The organism is Peribacillus sp. YIM B13477 (genome assembly GCF_042787955.1).
Lineage (GTDB): Bacteria > Bacillota > Bacilli > Bacillales > DSM-1321 > Peribacillus > Peribacillus frigoritolerans.
The window spans coordinates 201,494-215,588 of the sequence record NZ_JBHZPD010000003.1; the positions used below are offsets into that span (position 1 = coordinate 201,494).

The 14,095-nt window shown below is 40.4% G+C and carries 16 protein-coding genes; 6 read left to right on the forward strand and 10 right to left on the reverse strand.

Annotation, left to right across the window (positions count from 1 at the left end):
- Positions 1-31: 31 nt before the first annotated feature.
- Positions 32-1,207: an acetyl-CoA C-acetyltransferase gene (locus tag ACFX4H_RS12685; protein ID WP_328136758.1), complete on the reverse strand. Its 1,176-nt coding sequence runs from the start codon at positions 1,205-1,207 to the stop codon at positions 32-34.
- Positions 1,204-2,151: a 3-hydroxyacyl-CoA dehydrogenase family protein gene (locus ACFX4H_RS12690; protein WP_377435456.1), complete on the reverse strand. Its 948-nt coding sequence runs from the start codon at positions 2,149-2,151 to the stop codon at positions 1,204-1,206. Before ACFX4H_RS12690 ends, ACFX4H_RS12685 begins: the two co-directional genes overlap by 4 nt.
- A 247-nt stretch (positions 2,152-2,398) precedes the next feature.
- On the opposite strand from ACFX4H_RS12690, the gene ACFX4H_RS12695 reads away from it, so the two are divergent.
- Positions 2,399-3,175, forward strand: coding sequence for a 3-hydroxybutyrate dehydrogenase (locus ACFX4H_RS12695; protein WP_034309729.1), 777 nt, complete (start codon positions 2,399-2,401; stop codon positions 3,173-3,175).
- A 289-nt stretch (positions 3,176-3,464) separates the two neighbouring features.
- Positions 3,465-4,307 (forward strand): CBF family alpha/beta fold macrolide esterase, encoded by an 843-nt coding sequence (mleCBF, locus tag ACFX4H_RS12700; protein WP_249597246.1) that lies wholly within the window; start codon positions 3,465-3,467, stop codon positions 4,305-4,307.
- A 61-nt stretch (positions 4,308-4,368) separates the two neighbouring features.
- Here mleCBF and ACFX4H_RS12705 read toward each other — a convergent pair whose 3' ends face one another.
- Positions 4,369-4,551, reverse strand: coding sequence for a YjcZ family sporulation protein (locus ACFX4H_RS12705; protein ID WP_264639326.1), 183 nt, complete (start codon positions 4,549-4,551; stop codon positions 4,369-4,371).
- A 650-nt stretch (positions 4,552-5,201) separates the two neighbouring features.
- The gene (locus ACFX4H_RS12710) at positions 5,202-5,390 is read right to left on the reverse strand and encodes a DUF4083 domain-containing protein (protein ID WP_377435457.1); all 189 of its coding nucleotides are present in this window, start codon (positions 5,388-5,390) and stop codon (positions 5,202-5,204) included.
- Between the two features lie 849 nt (positions 5,391-6,239).
- On the opposite strand from ACFX4H_RS12710, the gene ACFX4H_RS12715 reads away from it, so the two are divergent.
- From ACFX4H_RS12715 to ACFX4H_RS12725, 3 genes are all read left to right on the forward strand, one after another.
- Positions 6,240-6,380: a hypothetical protein gene (locus ACFX4H_RS12715; protein WP_377435459.1), complete on the forward strand. Its 141-nt coding sequence runs from the start codon at positions 6,240-6,242 to the stop codon at positions 6,378-6,380.
- A 122-nt stretch (positions 6,381-6,502) separates the two neighbouring features.
- A complete protein-coding gene (locus tag ACFX4H_RS12720) occupies positions 6,503-6,940 on the forward strand; it encodes a hypothetical protein (RefSeq protein WP_377435461.1) in 438 nt (145 codons plus the stop codon).
- A gap of 95 nt (positions 6,941-7,035) precedes the next feature.
- A complete protein-coding gene (locus ACFX4H_RS12725) occupies positions 7,036-7,848 on the forward strand; it encodes a hypothetical protein (protein WP_377435462.1) in 813 nt (270 codons plus the stop codon).
- Between the two features lie 598 nt (positions 7,849-8,446).
- Here the strand turns inward: ACFX4H_RS12725 and ACFX4H_RS12730 are convergent.
- From ACFX4H_RS12730 to ACFX4H_RS12740, 3 genes are all read right to left on the reverse strand, one after another.
- The gene (locus ACFX4H_RS12730) at positions 8,447-8,899 is read right to left on the reverse strand and encodes an SRPBCC family protein (RefSeq protein ID WP_034309744.1); all 453 of its coding nucleotides are present in this window, start codon (positions 8,897-8,899) and stop codon (positions 8,447-8,449) included.
- A gap of 154 nt (positions 8,900-9,053) precedes the next feature.
- Entirely contained in the window at positions 9,054-9,926 is an 873-nt protein-coding gene (locus ACFX4H_RS12735) for an AraC family transcriptional regulator (protein WP_249597239.1), read from the reverse strand.
- Positions 9,927-10,029: 103 nt separating this feature from the next.
- Entirely contained in the window at positions 10,030-10,482 is a 453-nt protein-coding gene (locus tag ACFX4H_RS12740; protein WP_323603635.1) for a GNAT family N-acetyltransferase, read from the reverse strand.
- A gap of 217 nt (positions 10,483-10,699) precedes the next feature.
- Between ACFX4H_RS12740 and ACFX4H_RS12745 the strand changes: the two genes are divergently transcribed.
- A complete protein-coding gene (locus tag ACFX4H_RS12745) occupies positions 10,700-10,879 on the forward strand; it encodes a small acid-soluble spore protein H (RefSeq protein WP_034309749.1) in 180 nt (59 codons plus the stop codon).
- A 203-nt stretch (positions 10,880-11,082) separates the two neighbouring features.
- Here the strand turns inward: ACFX4H_RS12745 and ACFX4H_RS12750 are convergent, their stop codons facing one another.
- The 3 genes from ACFX4H_RS12750 to ACFX4H_RS12760 form a co-directional block, all read right to left on the reverse strand.
- Positions 11,083-11,595 (reverse strand): DUF3189 family protein, encoded by a 513-nt coding sequence (locus ACFX4H_RS12750; RefSeq protein WP_377435464.1) that lies wholly within the window; start codon positions 11,593-11,595, stop codon positions 11,083-11,085.
- A gap of 187 nt (positions 11,596-11,782) precedes the next feature.
- Entirely contained in the window at positions 11,783-12,892 is a 1,110-nt protein-coding gene (locus tag ACFX4H_RS12755; protein WP_249597237.1) for a D-alanyl-D-alanine carboxypeptidase family protein, read from the reverse strand.
- Between the two features lie 333 nt (positions 12,893-13,225).
- Positions 13,226-13,393, reverse strand: coding sequence for a hypothetical protein (locus ACFX4H_RS12760; protein WP_377435465.1), 168 nt, complete (start codon positions 13,391-13,393; stop codon positions 13,226-13,228).
- Positions 13,394-14,095 lie beyond the last annotated feature (702 nt).

Sequence of the window (14,095 nt, forward strand, 5' to 3'; positions counted from 1 at the left end):
CATTATATCATAGGAAAATGAGGCCAAGTCATTACCGTTCCACAATCAGCGCAGTTCCCTGTCCGCCGCCGATACATAAGGTGGCAAGGCCGGTTTTTGCATCCCGGCGCTTCATTTCATACAATAAAGTCACTAAGATGCGGGCACCGGAAGCGCCTACCGGATGACCCAGGGCAATCGCCCCGCCATTCACATTCACTTTCTCCGGCTTCAGCTCAAGGTCCTTAAGCACGGCGAGTGACTGTGCCGCAAAGGCTTCATTCACTTCCATCAATTCAATATCATCTATTGTCAATCCCGCTTTTGCCAAAGCTTTCCTTGTCGCAGGAACTGGACCATATCCCATGATTTTCGGATCAAGCGCGGCGTTTGCATATGACTTGATTGTCGCTAATGCTTCCAGTCCCAGCTCGTCCGCTTTTTCTTTAGACATCAGGACTAACATCGCACCCCCATCATTGATTCCGGAGGCATTACCTGCCGTAACCGTTCCATCTTCCTTAAATGCAGGACGCAGCTTCGTTAGCTGGTCTATCGTCAGTCCATGACGCGGATGTTCATCTTGTTCCACCAAGATCGTCTTTCCTCTGCGTTTATATTCAACAGGTGCGATTTCCTCTGCAAATCGTCCTTCAAGCTGTGCCTTTTCAGCCTTCATTTGGCTATCTAAAGCAAATTCATCCTGCTTTTCACGGCTGATCCCCCACTGCTCGGCGATATTCTCCGCTGTCACGCCCATATGATATTGATTAAAAACATCCGTTAAGGCGTCATAAGTCATTGAATCGACCGCTTCGGCATTGCCCATTTTCTGTCCAAAACGATAATTCGGAAGTAAATACGGAGCATTGCTCATGCTTTCAATCCCCCCGGCAAGAATCACATCCGCATCACCAAGGGCAATGAATTGCGCTCCCATTATGACCGTACGGAGGCCAGATCCGCAAAGTTTATTAATGGCCATGGCCGGCGTTGTTTCCGGAATCCCTGCATGAATCGCAACCTGACGTGCCACATTTTGCCCTAATCCAGCAGATAGAATATTCCCAACCAATACCTCATCGATCATGTCAGCCGAAATATTTGCCCGCTTAATCGCTTCCTTAGCTGCCACAACTCCCAAGTCAACCGCCGAAACATTGGCAAGACTGCCTCCAAACGCACCAACCGGTGTTCTTGCTGCCCCTACAATCACTACTTCTCTCATAATACTTCCTCCTTCTCCATTTTTAATTTTCCCAGTTTAATAAAATTACGGTCCCTCTCATTGATTTTCTGGGAAACGGTAGATTCTTCATACGTAAAAATGCCTTCTCCCGACTTCGTCCCAAGCTTTCCCTCAGCCACCAAATCACGAATCAAATCAGGCGCTTCCTTACTCTGGTCCAATACCGGTGAAACATTATCGAAAACACGCTGCCATGTATCAAGTCCGCCAAAATCGGCAATCTCGATCGGCCCGGTAAATGCCCAGCGAAAACCTGGTCCAGCCGTTATCGCCGTATCGATATCCCCGGCATCGGCAACGCCTTCTTTTAATAGATAAAAGGCTTCACGCATCAAGGCAGTCTGGAGACGATTGGCAATGAATCCTGCTATTTCTTTTTTCAAGAGAATCGGAGACTTGCCGATTTTACGCATTAAATCCATGGTTGTCTTGACGATTTCCGGCTTCGTTTCGTCATGCTGAACAATTTCAACCAATGGAACCAAATGGCCAGGATTAAAGAAATGCGTGATGACCATTCGGTCCGCAAACGAGGCCTTCTCCATCAATTGGGAAATCGGAAAGGTCGATGTATTTGAAGCAACAATTGCATCCGGTTTGATTATTTCCTCCAGTTGCTCATATAGATTTAATTTCAGCTCGATGACTTCCGGAATTGCCTCAATGATAAAATCAGCATCCCTTATTGCCCCTTCCAAGTCCACGCTGTATGTAATATTCGCTAAAGCACCTTGCTTTTCCCGATCAGTCAATGCCCCTTCTTCCATGAGCAGCGATAGATTCTCAGAAATTCGATTTTGGGCATGGTTTAGCAGCTCTTCCTTTATATCGTTAATGGTGACATAATACCCGCTAACTGCAAAAGACTGAGCGATCCCACTACCCATTACACCTGAACCGATAATGGCTATTTTTTTAATCATCCAGCTTCCCCTTTCCGTTTCAATTACCTTTATTTACTCACCTTTTTATATATGCAATATCCATGCCAATGATAAGGGGAAATAAAATTCTTTTTTTATCTTGAAAATCATGATAGACTCTTACTCATTAACCTAAACCATATTTTTCTACCCTTCCCTTTATATATTTACTCTACGGAATACTTCCCTGTTCACGACATAAAATGACAGACTTGGACCATTACATTTTTTATTGGAGGAATGTAATATGGTTAAAGATAAAGTGGCGATAATTACCGGATCTGCTAGAGGAATCGGCTTTGAGATCGGAAAGATATTTGCTGAAAATGGAGCAAAGGTCGTTTTGTCCGACCTTGATCAAAACACAGTTGAAAAAGCTGCTCTGGACCTAAGGAACAACGGCTTGGAGGTTATCGGCTTAAAAGCTGACGTAACAAGTGAAGAGGATATTATCCAACTAATCAAACAAGCTAAAGACAAATATGGGCGAATCGATATTTTCATCAATAACGCCGGCCTTCAGCATGTTGCACCAATTGAAGAGTTTCCAACTGAAAAATTCGAACTGATGATCAAAATCATGCTGACCGCGCCATTCATTTCAATTAAGAACGTTTTGCCAATCATGAAAGAACAAGGCTTCGGCAGAATCATCAACATCTCTTCCATTAACGGCCTGATTGGATTCGCCAACAAAGCCGCTTACAATAGTGCCAAACACGGTGTAATCGGCTTGACGAAAGTCGCTGCCCTGGAAAGCGCCTCTTTTGGCATAACCGTCAATGCCCTTTGCCCAGGATACGTAGACACGCCTCTCGTCCGCGGTCAATTGGAGGACCTGGCAAAAACAAGACAGGTACCGTTAGAAAGCGTTTTGGAAGAGGTCATCTATCCACTTGTCCCACAAAACCGCTTACTCGATGTAAGTGAAATTGCCGACTACGCCATTTTCCTTGCAAGCGACAAAGCTCGGGGCATCACAGGCCAGGCAGTCGTATTAGATGGCGGATATACCGCTCAATAAAATGCATGTTAAAAACCCCGAATAAATGGCACCAAAAAGTGCTATGTATTCGGGGTTTTCTGTATGGGAATGTGGGAAAATTTGGTGACGAAAAGATATCCCCCATGTTAAAGTAATATAGGGATACCTCCCATTTTACAACTATTAAAAGGAGGCCGCGTCATGATTATTAAGTGGGTTAGACTGCGATAATGAAAAGCGCAGGCCAATCATCATGCTCCGGAAAGTATATATTGATCTGCGCCGTCGTAACGGCTATTGGATAATATTTAATACGGAGGTAAAAAACATGAGTGAACAGATACTGAAAATTAATAAAGTCGATATATGTACTGAAAGTTTTGGAAACCCTAAGGACCCTGCCGTGCTTTTGATCATGGGAGCGATGTCTTCATTAGATTGGTGGGATGATGATTTCTGTCTCCGCCTTGCCGATTCGGGGAGATTTGTGATTCGCTACGACCATCGGGATCTGGGACGGTCTACCGTTTATGAACCCGGTACCTCCAACTATACAATAACGGATTTGGCTGACGATGCCGCGGGTGTCCTGGACGCTTATTCCATAGAACGTGCTTCTATCGTTGGGATGTCCCTTGGCGGTATGATCGGACAGATTCTTGCCTTAAGATATCCGGAACGTGTAAATACGCTTACGCTAATTGCATCAAGCGTGTTCGGGACTGTAATGGAAAAACTGCCTCCAATGGATCAGAGCATATTGGATCATCATGCAAAAAGTGCTTCCATTGATTGGTCAAATCGGGAGACGGTCATCGCTTATCTTGCGGATGGATGGAAAACTTTAGCCGGTTCCAAACCCTATGAGCAGGAAAGAATGCATAAACTGGCAAAAAGAGAAGCAGACCGTGCCAAGCAGCTACCGAGCAGATTCAATCATGCCATGCTTGCTGGAGGAGATGAATATTTCGATCGAATGGGTGAGATTTCCGTACCTGTCCTCATCATCCACGGCACAGAAGACCCAGCCTTGCCATACGAGCACGGACTTGCTCTTGCGAAAGCCATCCCTCAAGCTGAATTAGTGACTCTTGATGGATCAGGGCATGAAATTCATAGTGACGACTGGGATATGATTATCGAATCAGTCATAAAGCTTACTTCGCGATAATTAAAATAAGTTTGCATAAAGGAAGCCGACCAATAAAGGTCGGCTTTTCTTTATACATTTGTTAGCAGAAACCGCCATATCCTTGAACGGGATAACAGCAATCGTTACCTCTATCTCCGCCGAAACAAGCAGCTCCAACGATGATTAAGAGGATAAACAATACGACTATAAAAGCGAAACCGCCACCAAATCCACCAACATCGTTACCGCAACCGCAATTTGAATCATGACCGCAATTTGACAATAGAAACATCTCCTTATTTGTTTTAGGAGGAAAAAATTAAATGGGTTAATTCAACTTATGTTCTAAATAGGATAATGACACAAAAATCACCAAAAACTTTTTTCAACCACCCGCACGACCTAAAATCAACAGTTTATCAGCGCCTATTTTTACCGTTTGGAGATTTCATACAGCTCCGCCTGACACCTTATTTACTCATTGAAATTAATGATTGTTTGCGACATCCAATTCCCACTAATTCAAGCTTATTGTACAATGAAGGTAAAAAGGTCCAAGGTATTTATGATAAAAGGAAATTCTTATATTCTTGTTTTTTCCATGGCTGTTCTGTTGACAATCATACTTGTTTCAACTACTCCAATAATAATTAAAACGTTACTCGCTTTTATAACGATTGCGTTCGCATTTCCTGTCATTAGGAAGCTTCTGTTTAAAGACAAATTCAGAAAAATTAAAGTGGCCTTCTACTCATCAGTGACCTTTACAATTGGTTTATTTCTAGTCTCGTTTTTTGAAGAACCGATGTTTCTTTATCTTTCCGGTTATATGCTCCATAATCTTTTTTGCACTAAATGAAATCACTAAGTTATATTCGGCTTCTTATTGACCTAACCAGAAAACAAAAAAATGAAAAAAAGGATAAAAAGAAATTACTCTCTTTTATCCTTTTCAAGCAGCTCAATTATTCTATCAAGTTTTTGTTCTATGTTATTGGGTTTGTTTGACCTTGCAAGAAGAGAACGAACAAAAAAGTAAACCGCAAAGATCATACCAAGCAACAAAATAAACATAATAAGTTGATATACTAAATCACCGATATTGAAATCCAAAGAACCCACTCCTTTCCTTTTTCGGATTAACTATCCCTTATATCTACTGGTCAGGACATAGAGTCGACAAAAACTATTATTATAGTTTTTTAGATATCACTTTTATTTCTTTATATATTTGTGTAAGTACTATTAGGATATGTATAGGGATACCGACTGCAAGTCCCACCAATGGCGAATAAGGCGAAGCGAAGGTAAAGAGCGATACAAGTGTAATAGTTATATATATTGATATAATTAACGTCGTCAAAATGGCTTCCCCTTTTTTGGATAACTATTGCATACGTGCACAGTCCGATAATACCTCGGCTGTCTTCCTTCCCTGGCACTTTAGTATTCAAAAGAAATAACAATATATGTAATAATTCCCCCTCTATAAACCTCATAAATTTAAAAACGAAATTTCAAACGCCTTAAAAGAGCCTAGGACTACTTTGTTCACTTTTTGTAAAATCGAGCAAAGAAGTCCTTTTTGGGTTTATCTGTATTTTCGCTGGCATCACTTTTCAATGTTTAGCTTTTTGCTTCCCTTATATTCGTCCATTTCATTACCCGCGTTCCATACTTCCTCTAATGCAAAATGATAAGTGTAAGCCCGATAAATATTTACGACTTGTCCGGAAATATAAGCAACCTGTCCAAGCAATTACCTTATTTTATTAATACTATATTTTGTAACTACAACGAAAATGCTTTTGGCAGTGCTTTAGTACGGTTCGATACTACACTCCATTTCATTTTCGAAAATAAAAATAGTTACAAGAAAGGATTGAGATTTTATGGGTAATTTCAGTAAAAAAAATCCAATGCAAAGCAACTGGGGGTCCGCCTGTTCCGACAGTGACTGGGGTATGGGTAATGATTCAAGATTTGGTCATGACTCAAGATTTGATCATGATTCAAAATTCAAAAAATCATGTAAAGTTTGTAAGTCTCACGACGCTTCTGCTTGCAATTGCAACTTTAAAGCTCCAGCTCGCCAACTCGCTGCACCATTAAACAGCGACTGTGTCCTAGTTAATTCAGTTGTAGGCTCAAAAGCGATACAAAAGGTTGCCGAAGCAACATTTCCTTTTACCGCTTTTACTCCTGCAATTCCAGCAGGGTCCACTATTGTTTCAGTGTCTGTTGTACCGAATCTAGCTGGTGTTACACGTAACACGAGAATCCTTAGGGACAAAGTCGTTAACATCGGGCTTATTCCTGTAACTATTACGGTAACATTTTTGGCACCAGGAGCAGCCACTCCTGCAACAGCCGTACTAACAGCGAGTTTACCATTCCAAGAGCATACAGATTTTCCAGGTGCATGCCCTGAGGATATGGTAGTAGAACCCCCATTAACAATAGAAGGGATCTTTGCTCAACCAGGCGTTCCAGTCATCGGCACCACGGGACTTGTTACTGCTGATGCCATTTTAGTCAAGATTGTACTACGCACTACAATTACAGTTACTCGACAAGTTATTGTGGATTCACATGGCGGTATTTGCGATGTAAATGAACGTCGTTGTGAAACTACAACTACTCCAACAACTGATACTCTTCCTGCTCCGTAAATGACGGTGTTGAACAGTTTTTAATCTTGACTAGCAAAGCCCTCTCTAAATAGAGAAGGCTTTGCCTTTATCCATATTTTAAAAGATAGAAAGGAGTGACATTTCTATGTCTTATCACGAGGATTGTTGTAAGCAGAAACACTACGATAATGAGCATCACGATCATTGTTGGAAACAGGAAAAATGCTGCGATCATGAGCATCACGATCATTGTTGGAAGCAGGAAAAATGCTCCGATCATGAACATCACGATCATTATTGGAAGCAGAAAAAATGTTGCGACAATGAACATCACGATCATTGTTGGAAGCAGGAAAAATGCTGCAATAATGAGCATCATGATTGCTGTAAGAAGAAAAAACGCTGCGATGAAGAGCATTATGATTGTTGTAAGAAGAAAAAACGCTGCGATAATGAGTATTGCGATTGTAAGAAGAAAAAACGCTGCGATGATGAGCATTGCGATTGTAAGAAGAAAAAACGCTGTGATGATGAGCATTGCGATTGTAAGAAGAAAAAACGCTGCGATGATGAGCATTGCGATTGTAAGAAGAAAAAACGCTGCGATGATGAGCATTGCGATTGTAAGAAGAAAAAACGCTGCGATAATGAGCATTGCGATTGTAAGAAGAAAAAACGCTGCGATAATGAGCATTGCGATTGTAAGAAGAAAAAACGCTGCGATAATGAGCATTACGATTGTAAGAAGAAAAAACGCTGCGATAATGAGCATCATGATTGTAAGAAGAAAAAACGCTGCGATAATGAGCATTACGATCATTGTTGTAAGCAGAATAAATGCCATGTTGACTTTGGGTGTCATATGTCATGGGATTGGTAGTTTGTTAAATGAAAAGTACTTTGATACCTTAATTATCAAAGTGCTTTTTTTTGTTCCCAAAAGATGAGTCATGTCAACCTCACATGTTTTGAGTACTCATCCTGTTGCCCTTTATCACATTTCCGAAACAAATACATCCCCATCGTCAGTCTCATTTTGCGCCACCTTGGAAAATATGATTTATGATTCGCTTGCTGCTTCAACCATCCTGCCCGTTCATCTTCAAGAGAATCAACTATATCCTTTATAAGATTTATTTTTGAAAAAAAGTAATAATTTTACACATTAACTCTGGAACATTTGTTCTGTTTGTGTTATTCTTATAAAAACAAAAGAAAAGATCTAATCGCAGCAAACGATTTGATCCGTAATTATAATTAACGGTCGGTTGTATCCGCGGGCCTAACACGGTTGTACCGCTGAGCCGAGCCATTCGCTAATCTTTAGGGTGCCGGTTATAAAGACAGCTCCGAACTTCAGCTAAGCACCCATTAGTTCTATAAAGCATTTATAACACTTGTCCATCTTCATCATCTGGGAATCATTTCATTATTCATCAACTCCTTCATTCTTAATCAGTGAATTAGTTCCTCCTGGTACTAGGGGAAAATAAAAAGGCTGCCGCAGCAACCCATGATAGCAGAGTATAGTCTTAAACAAGGTTATTACCTATTCTCGGCAATCTTTTTCAGTGCCTTTGCACGAGAAACGATAAATGCTCTCATATACTTCTCTAAAAACAACTTATCAGCTAATACTCCAATTGGACCGAACGGTGACTTATATTGAAATGTATCCATCATTATAGTTCCGCCTGGTTCTTCTTTAAACTGATGTGTGTGTACGAAGGAATGGAAGGCACCCTTCACCATAATATCTACAAACTTATTTGGTTTTTCCATTAGTATCACTTTGGCTTTCAGCCTTTGTTTAATACCAAAGTGAATGGCTTCCCAAGTAACAGCATCTCCCTCCTCTAATAGCCCTTCTGTCACACCATCAACAGCCATTTCCTTAGTGTTAGCTGTCGTTTTGGTATGGATATCCACACTTCTCGCTAGGTCAAAACATAATTCAACTGGGGCTTTAATAAATTGTTGATACTCAATAACAGGCATTTTCCAATCTCCTTATATTAGCACTTTCTATCCACCATTATAGCTCGTTAAAGCAAATTATACCTAGCTCTTATTCCCTTATCCTTCCCTGTTTGCTCCATAAGAAAAAGCTGCCCTAAGACAGCTCTTCCGATAAATTCTTCGCCTGGTAAACTTACTTTTTCATAACGGGGATCCATATTTCACTTCTAAATGTTGGTGAGGTTATGTCTTTATTTTCGTTCCAAAGGATTTCCGGCCCTTCTCTTTGTTCATAGTTTGAGGATGGAAACCATTCTGAATAAATGCGTCCCCAAACATTTTGCAGTGTTTCAGGAAAGGGGCCGACTGCTTCGAATACCGCCCATGTAGACGCATCGACATTCAGCTGTGTTAAGTTATCTGGACATTCCCTCGTTGTAGCTGCGCCGATATAGTGATCAAGCTCCCCTTTTTCCTCCAACCGGCCTTCGGAAAAGTTCGCGGATGCACTAAGCAGCCCTAATGGCTCGACATTCGATAGGTTTTTAAGTTCATTTATCGTTTTCTCGTCTAAACTTTTCCACATAGATGCAATCTCTGGATTGACCCCGTTAAAAATGATTGGAACCCTTTTTTTAATTCCAATTATGTGAAATGCCGCTTTTTCTTCAATTCGATAGTTCATTTCACTGCCTCCTTTAATGGATAATTGGAAGGACATCGGTGGATAGGCTTTAAGTGAATGGCCATTACTTCTCGCTTCTGATGGCGTGATACCATGCAAATGCTGAAACGCCCTTGCAAACGAGTCTGGTGAACTGTACCCGTACTTTATCGCAATATCAATGACCTTTATGTTGCTATTTTTAAGCTCAAACGCTGCAAGTGTAAGTCGTCTTCGGCGGATATACTCGGATAGTGAAATACCGGCAAGGAAGGAAAACATCCTTTTAAAATGATATTCCGAGCAATAAGCGAGCCTTGCAACTTCTTTAAAGTCAATTTCGTTCGTAAGATTTTCTTCAATGAATTTAATGGCACCATTCATATTTTTGAGCGAATCCATTCAATGACCTCCCTTATATCAACAGAATAGCAGGAGTTGAAATGAAACATCCGACATTCTGTGCACGATTATGCAGGGTCTAATCCCTTTGTGTTAAAAGTACTTATTGTTGAAATGGGGTTTTACCGACTTTTTGCATAAATAGCTCTGGTTTATCAATCTGTATAAAACCAAATTTTTCATATAATGAATGTGCATCATTCGTGGCTAACATGAACCTGCGAACCTTTTTTAGTTCGGAATGATCGGTGATAACGTCCATTAACCATTTTGATAATCCTAATTTACGATAGTCAGGTAATATAAACACATCGCAAAGATACGCATGGGTTGCTAAATCGGTTATTACCCTTGCAAACCCAACTTGATCACAACCTTCATTTCCTATTTCACCCTTATAAACCCCAAAACATAAGGTCGTATTTTCAATTGACTTTATTACTGTTTCCTTAGTTATTCCCTTTGACCAGTAAGCTTCATGATTCAAAAATTCATGTATTACATCTACATCTAAATACTTTTTATTAGTAGAAATCGAAAATCCTTCACTATTCATTTTACCACCCCGTACTTTCTTAATTTTCTGTAATTATATCAACTGATTTTATCTTGAACTATCCTGCGTTATCGAAATATTTAAAAACTGCCATACAAATAACTCAGCCACCAGTTCGTTAAGTAAGGGATTCTTGGAAGAATTAATTTCAACTAGTATATCTAAGTAAATCGGAACAAATATTAAACATGTTGCAAATTCAAAGGAGGTGGCTAAAATGAACGCACAACGAGCAGAAGAAATTGCTTCTTCACCAAATATGGTTAATGTAACCTATAATGAGGAAAGTATCTACATTGAGCACGTGGATGAACAAAATGGAACAGCTACAATCCATCCCCTTGATGATCCAAATAAAAAACAAAGTGTTTCTGTAACCAGCCTGCAAGAACAGTAATTTCCTCGATTCATTAATAAACCTCCACTTCCGGGTGGTGGTTTATTGTTCGATTAAGTGCAAGCACCACCTCTTGTATAGCATGTATCCATCCAGAAGCATAACAAAAAAAGCCAACATCAATTGTTGACTTGTATCCCTATACAGTTGACAGCCTGCACTTTCAAAAACGAATTTTGATGGGCTAATTAAATTTTTTAGGATTACTTATATATTTCATTTTCTATTATAATCACTTTTTCCCCATTCGCTGCTTTTCCTATTTGTTTCGTATTTTCAACCAAGCGAAAAATATTATCACAGCATTGTTTGGTGCCTATAATTAATAATGGCACACCTATGAAATCAATTTTTAATACTCTGGATAAATACCCCCCTATAGACATGGCAATCGGGACAGTTGGGGATGTATTGGAGAATACTATTTTTTCGTTAAAATGAAATTTCTCTTCCAGTAGTAAAGTCAATTCTTTTAATGCCGGAACAACGAGTTTCTCTCTTTTATGTCCCATTGTATAAACGGAGTTGCCATCTTCATCGATCCCGCGAAAAATCAGCTTTCCAAATTCTTTTTTCGTTAATTTATTAAAATATTTTACATTTAATATTTCTTCCGAAGTTAGTTTTCTTTCCGATTGAGGTAATTGTTTTAAATGATAGGCGGCAGCCAAAGACGTGGTATGTGTACCCCCATAATCATTATAGATATATATCATGAGATCATCCCTAATAGTTTTTTTAATACTATTATGGTCATATACTCCATTTCCAATTCAGTTACCATTGTGCTGTCCGATTTTGTCCTCGGATCATCAATAAAAATAAAAGAGTACCCCTATCAGTCATGAATGATAAGGGCACACTTTTATTTTTTATAATCTGGGGTATGTATAGTAACAGGCTCTAAAACCCTCCCAAACCTAGAGATGGGACAGAAAATTTTATTAGATTATCATTGATTGTTTCTTGTTTAATCGGAGCAGGCAATACTGTGTTCCTAACATCAGCGACCGTCTTAAGGTCAAAGGATTTAATTGCTTCCCCTTCCTGGTTCATGATTGAAAGTATTCCATCATTACTCGTTTTAAGATTAGGTTGATCACTGATTAAATGAGTATAGTATAAGTCTTCGTTCAGCGTGTAGGAATTAGAGTAGTCCGCTGAATAAAGTTTGCTTTTTTTATCAATTTTGCCTGATTTAAAGTTTTCAAAGCCATAGTTGAATAAAAGCTTGGTATCAGAGTAGGCAATTTTGTCTGAAGGAGCTTTTAGAGTGACAGCAATCAAGTCCTGTTCCCCTCTAGTGGCAGTAGAAATCAGGGTGTAGCCGGATTGACTTACGAAACCGGTTTTCCCGCCGGTTATTCCCTTATAGGGGAGTTCGCCTTTTAACATTTTATGATGGGTAATCAGAGTTGTGTCCCATGTTTCCACTTCCCATGGTAACTCCTTCTTCCCAAAATACTCACGGAATGTTTCATTTTTCATTGCATATTGGGTAATTTTCGCAAGGTCACTTGCCGTAGTTACATGGTCTTTGTCAAACAATCCATGGGGGTTCGTAAAATGAGTATCGGTGACGTTTACTTCTTTTCTTAAAAACTCATTCAAATCTTCCATGAACAATTTTTCACTGCCAGACATGTGCTCGGCAATTGCGATGGCTGCATCATTTCCGGAATTGATTAGCATGCCTGCAATTAATTCGGAAAGCTCTATTTCCTCCCCAGGTTCAATAAATACCGAAGACCCGTCTGCCTTCGCCGCTTTTTTGCTAACTGTCACCAGTTCGTTCTTATCCCCGTGTTCTATAGCATATATCGCCGTTGCAACTTTCGTTAGACTGGCTGGATACATACGTTTATCCATGTTTTTTTCGTATAATACTTTTCCACTTTTCGCGTCAATAATGATCCCGGCTTCACTATTGAGAGGTAAGTCAGATTCTGCACTTACCTTCGTAGAGGCGAAAGGGATTAAAGCCAAAATGAAGATGATGAAAAACTTTTTCATATGCCGCTCCTTTGATGATAGTTAAATCTTATATAGTCATAATAAAATAAATCTGGACGTTTAGAGTTGATTTATTGAAAGTGAAATACAAAAGTAATTACCCCTTAATAATTTTGGAAACATTTCGGGTAATCACCTTCATTTTCTTTCCTGGAATAACTTTAAAAGGGTTGTAACCCTTTTAGTGGAGCCTCCATTTAATACCCATTAAACGGATTTTTTAGCAGCTCACTAAATACCTGGAAATTTCTTTTCATGAAAAAACCCTTCAAACGGAAGGGCTCTGGCTGTAGAGAAACTCTAAGAAAAGCAGCTTGACTGCATTTTTTTTATTTAAAAAACGTTCCAGTTGATTTCAGAAATCCGCTCCCTTTCCGCCGACTGCCTGCCAAGCCTCCTCGACGCAAGCGTCTCCGGGGTCTCGGCTAGCCAGTTTTTCGGCAGGAGTGTCGCATATTTCTTCCATCCATTAAGTGTTGCAATGGCCCAAAATTCCGGCATCCCTGTCAATCGAGGAATTATCGTGAATGATTATATGGAGACAAAGATCCCGAATATGATTACAGGAAAAAAACATGAAGGATAACCTTGTCTTAAATAGGGTTTGGAATAAGACGAGCCAGCAGTTTTTTCTTTTAAAACACAAAGTTGATTGGAACGGAAGGTACGAGACTCCTGCGGGAAAAGCGTGGCAAGGGAGACCCCGCAGGCGCGCCGAGGAGGCTCCCTGACCGCCCGCGGAAAGCGAGTACCTGGAGTGGAAATGGACGTTCCATGTTTTATGAACCCTTATAAAAACTGAAGACAAAAAGGGGCTTATCTAAATTTCAAAACAGAGTTGATTGGAACGGAAGGTGCGAGACTCCTGCGGGAAAAGCGCGTCGAGGGGAGACCCCACAGGCGCAAAGCGACGAGGAGGCTCCCCGACCGCCCGCGGAAAGCGAGTACCTGGAGTGGAAATGGACGTTCCATGTTTTATGAACCCTTATAAAAACTGAAGACAAAAAGGGGCTTATCTAAATTTCAAAACAGAGTTGATTGGAACGGAAGGTGCGAGACTCCTGCGGGAAAAGCGCGTCGAGGGGAGACCCCACAGGCGCAAAGCGACGAGGAGGCTCCCCGACCGCCCGCGGAAAGCGAGTACCTGGAGTGGAAATGGACGTTCCATGTTTTACAAACCTAAATGAAAATTGAGCAAACTTG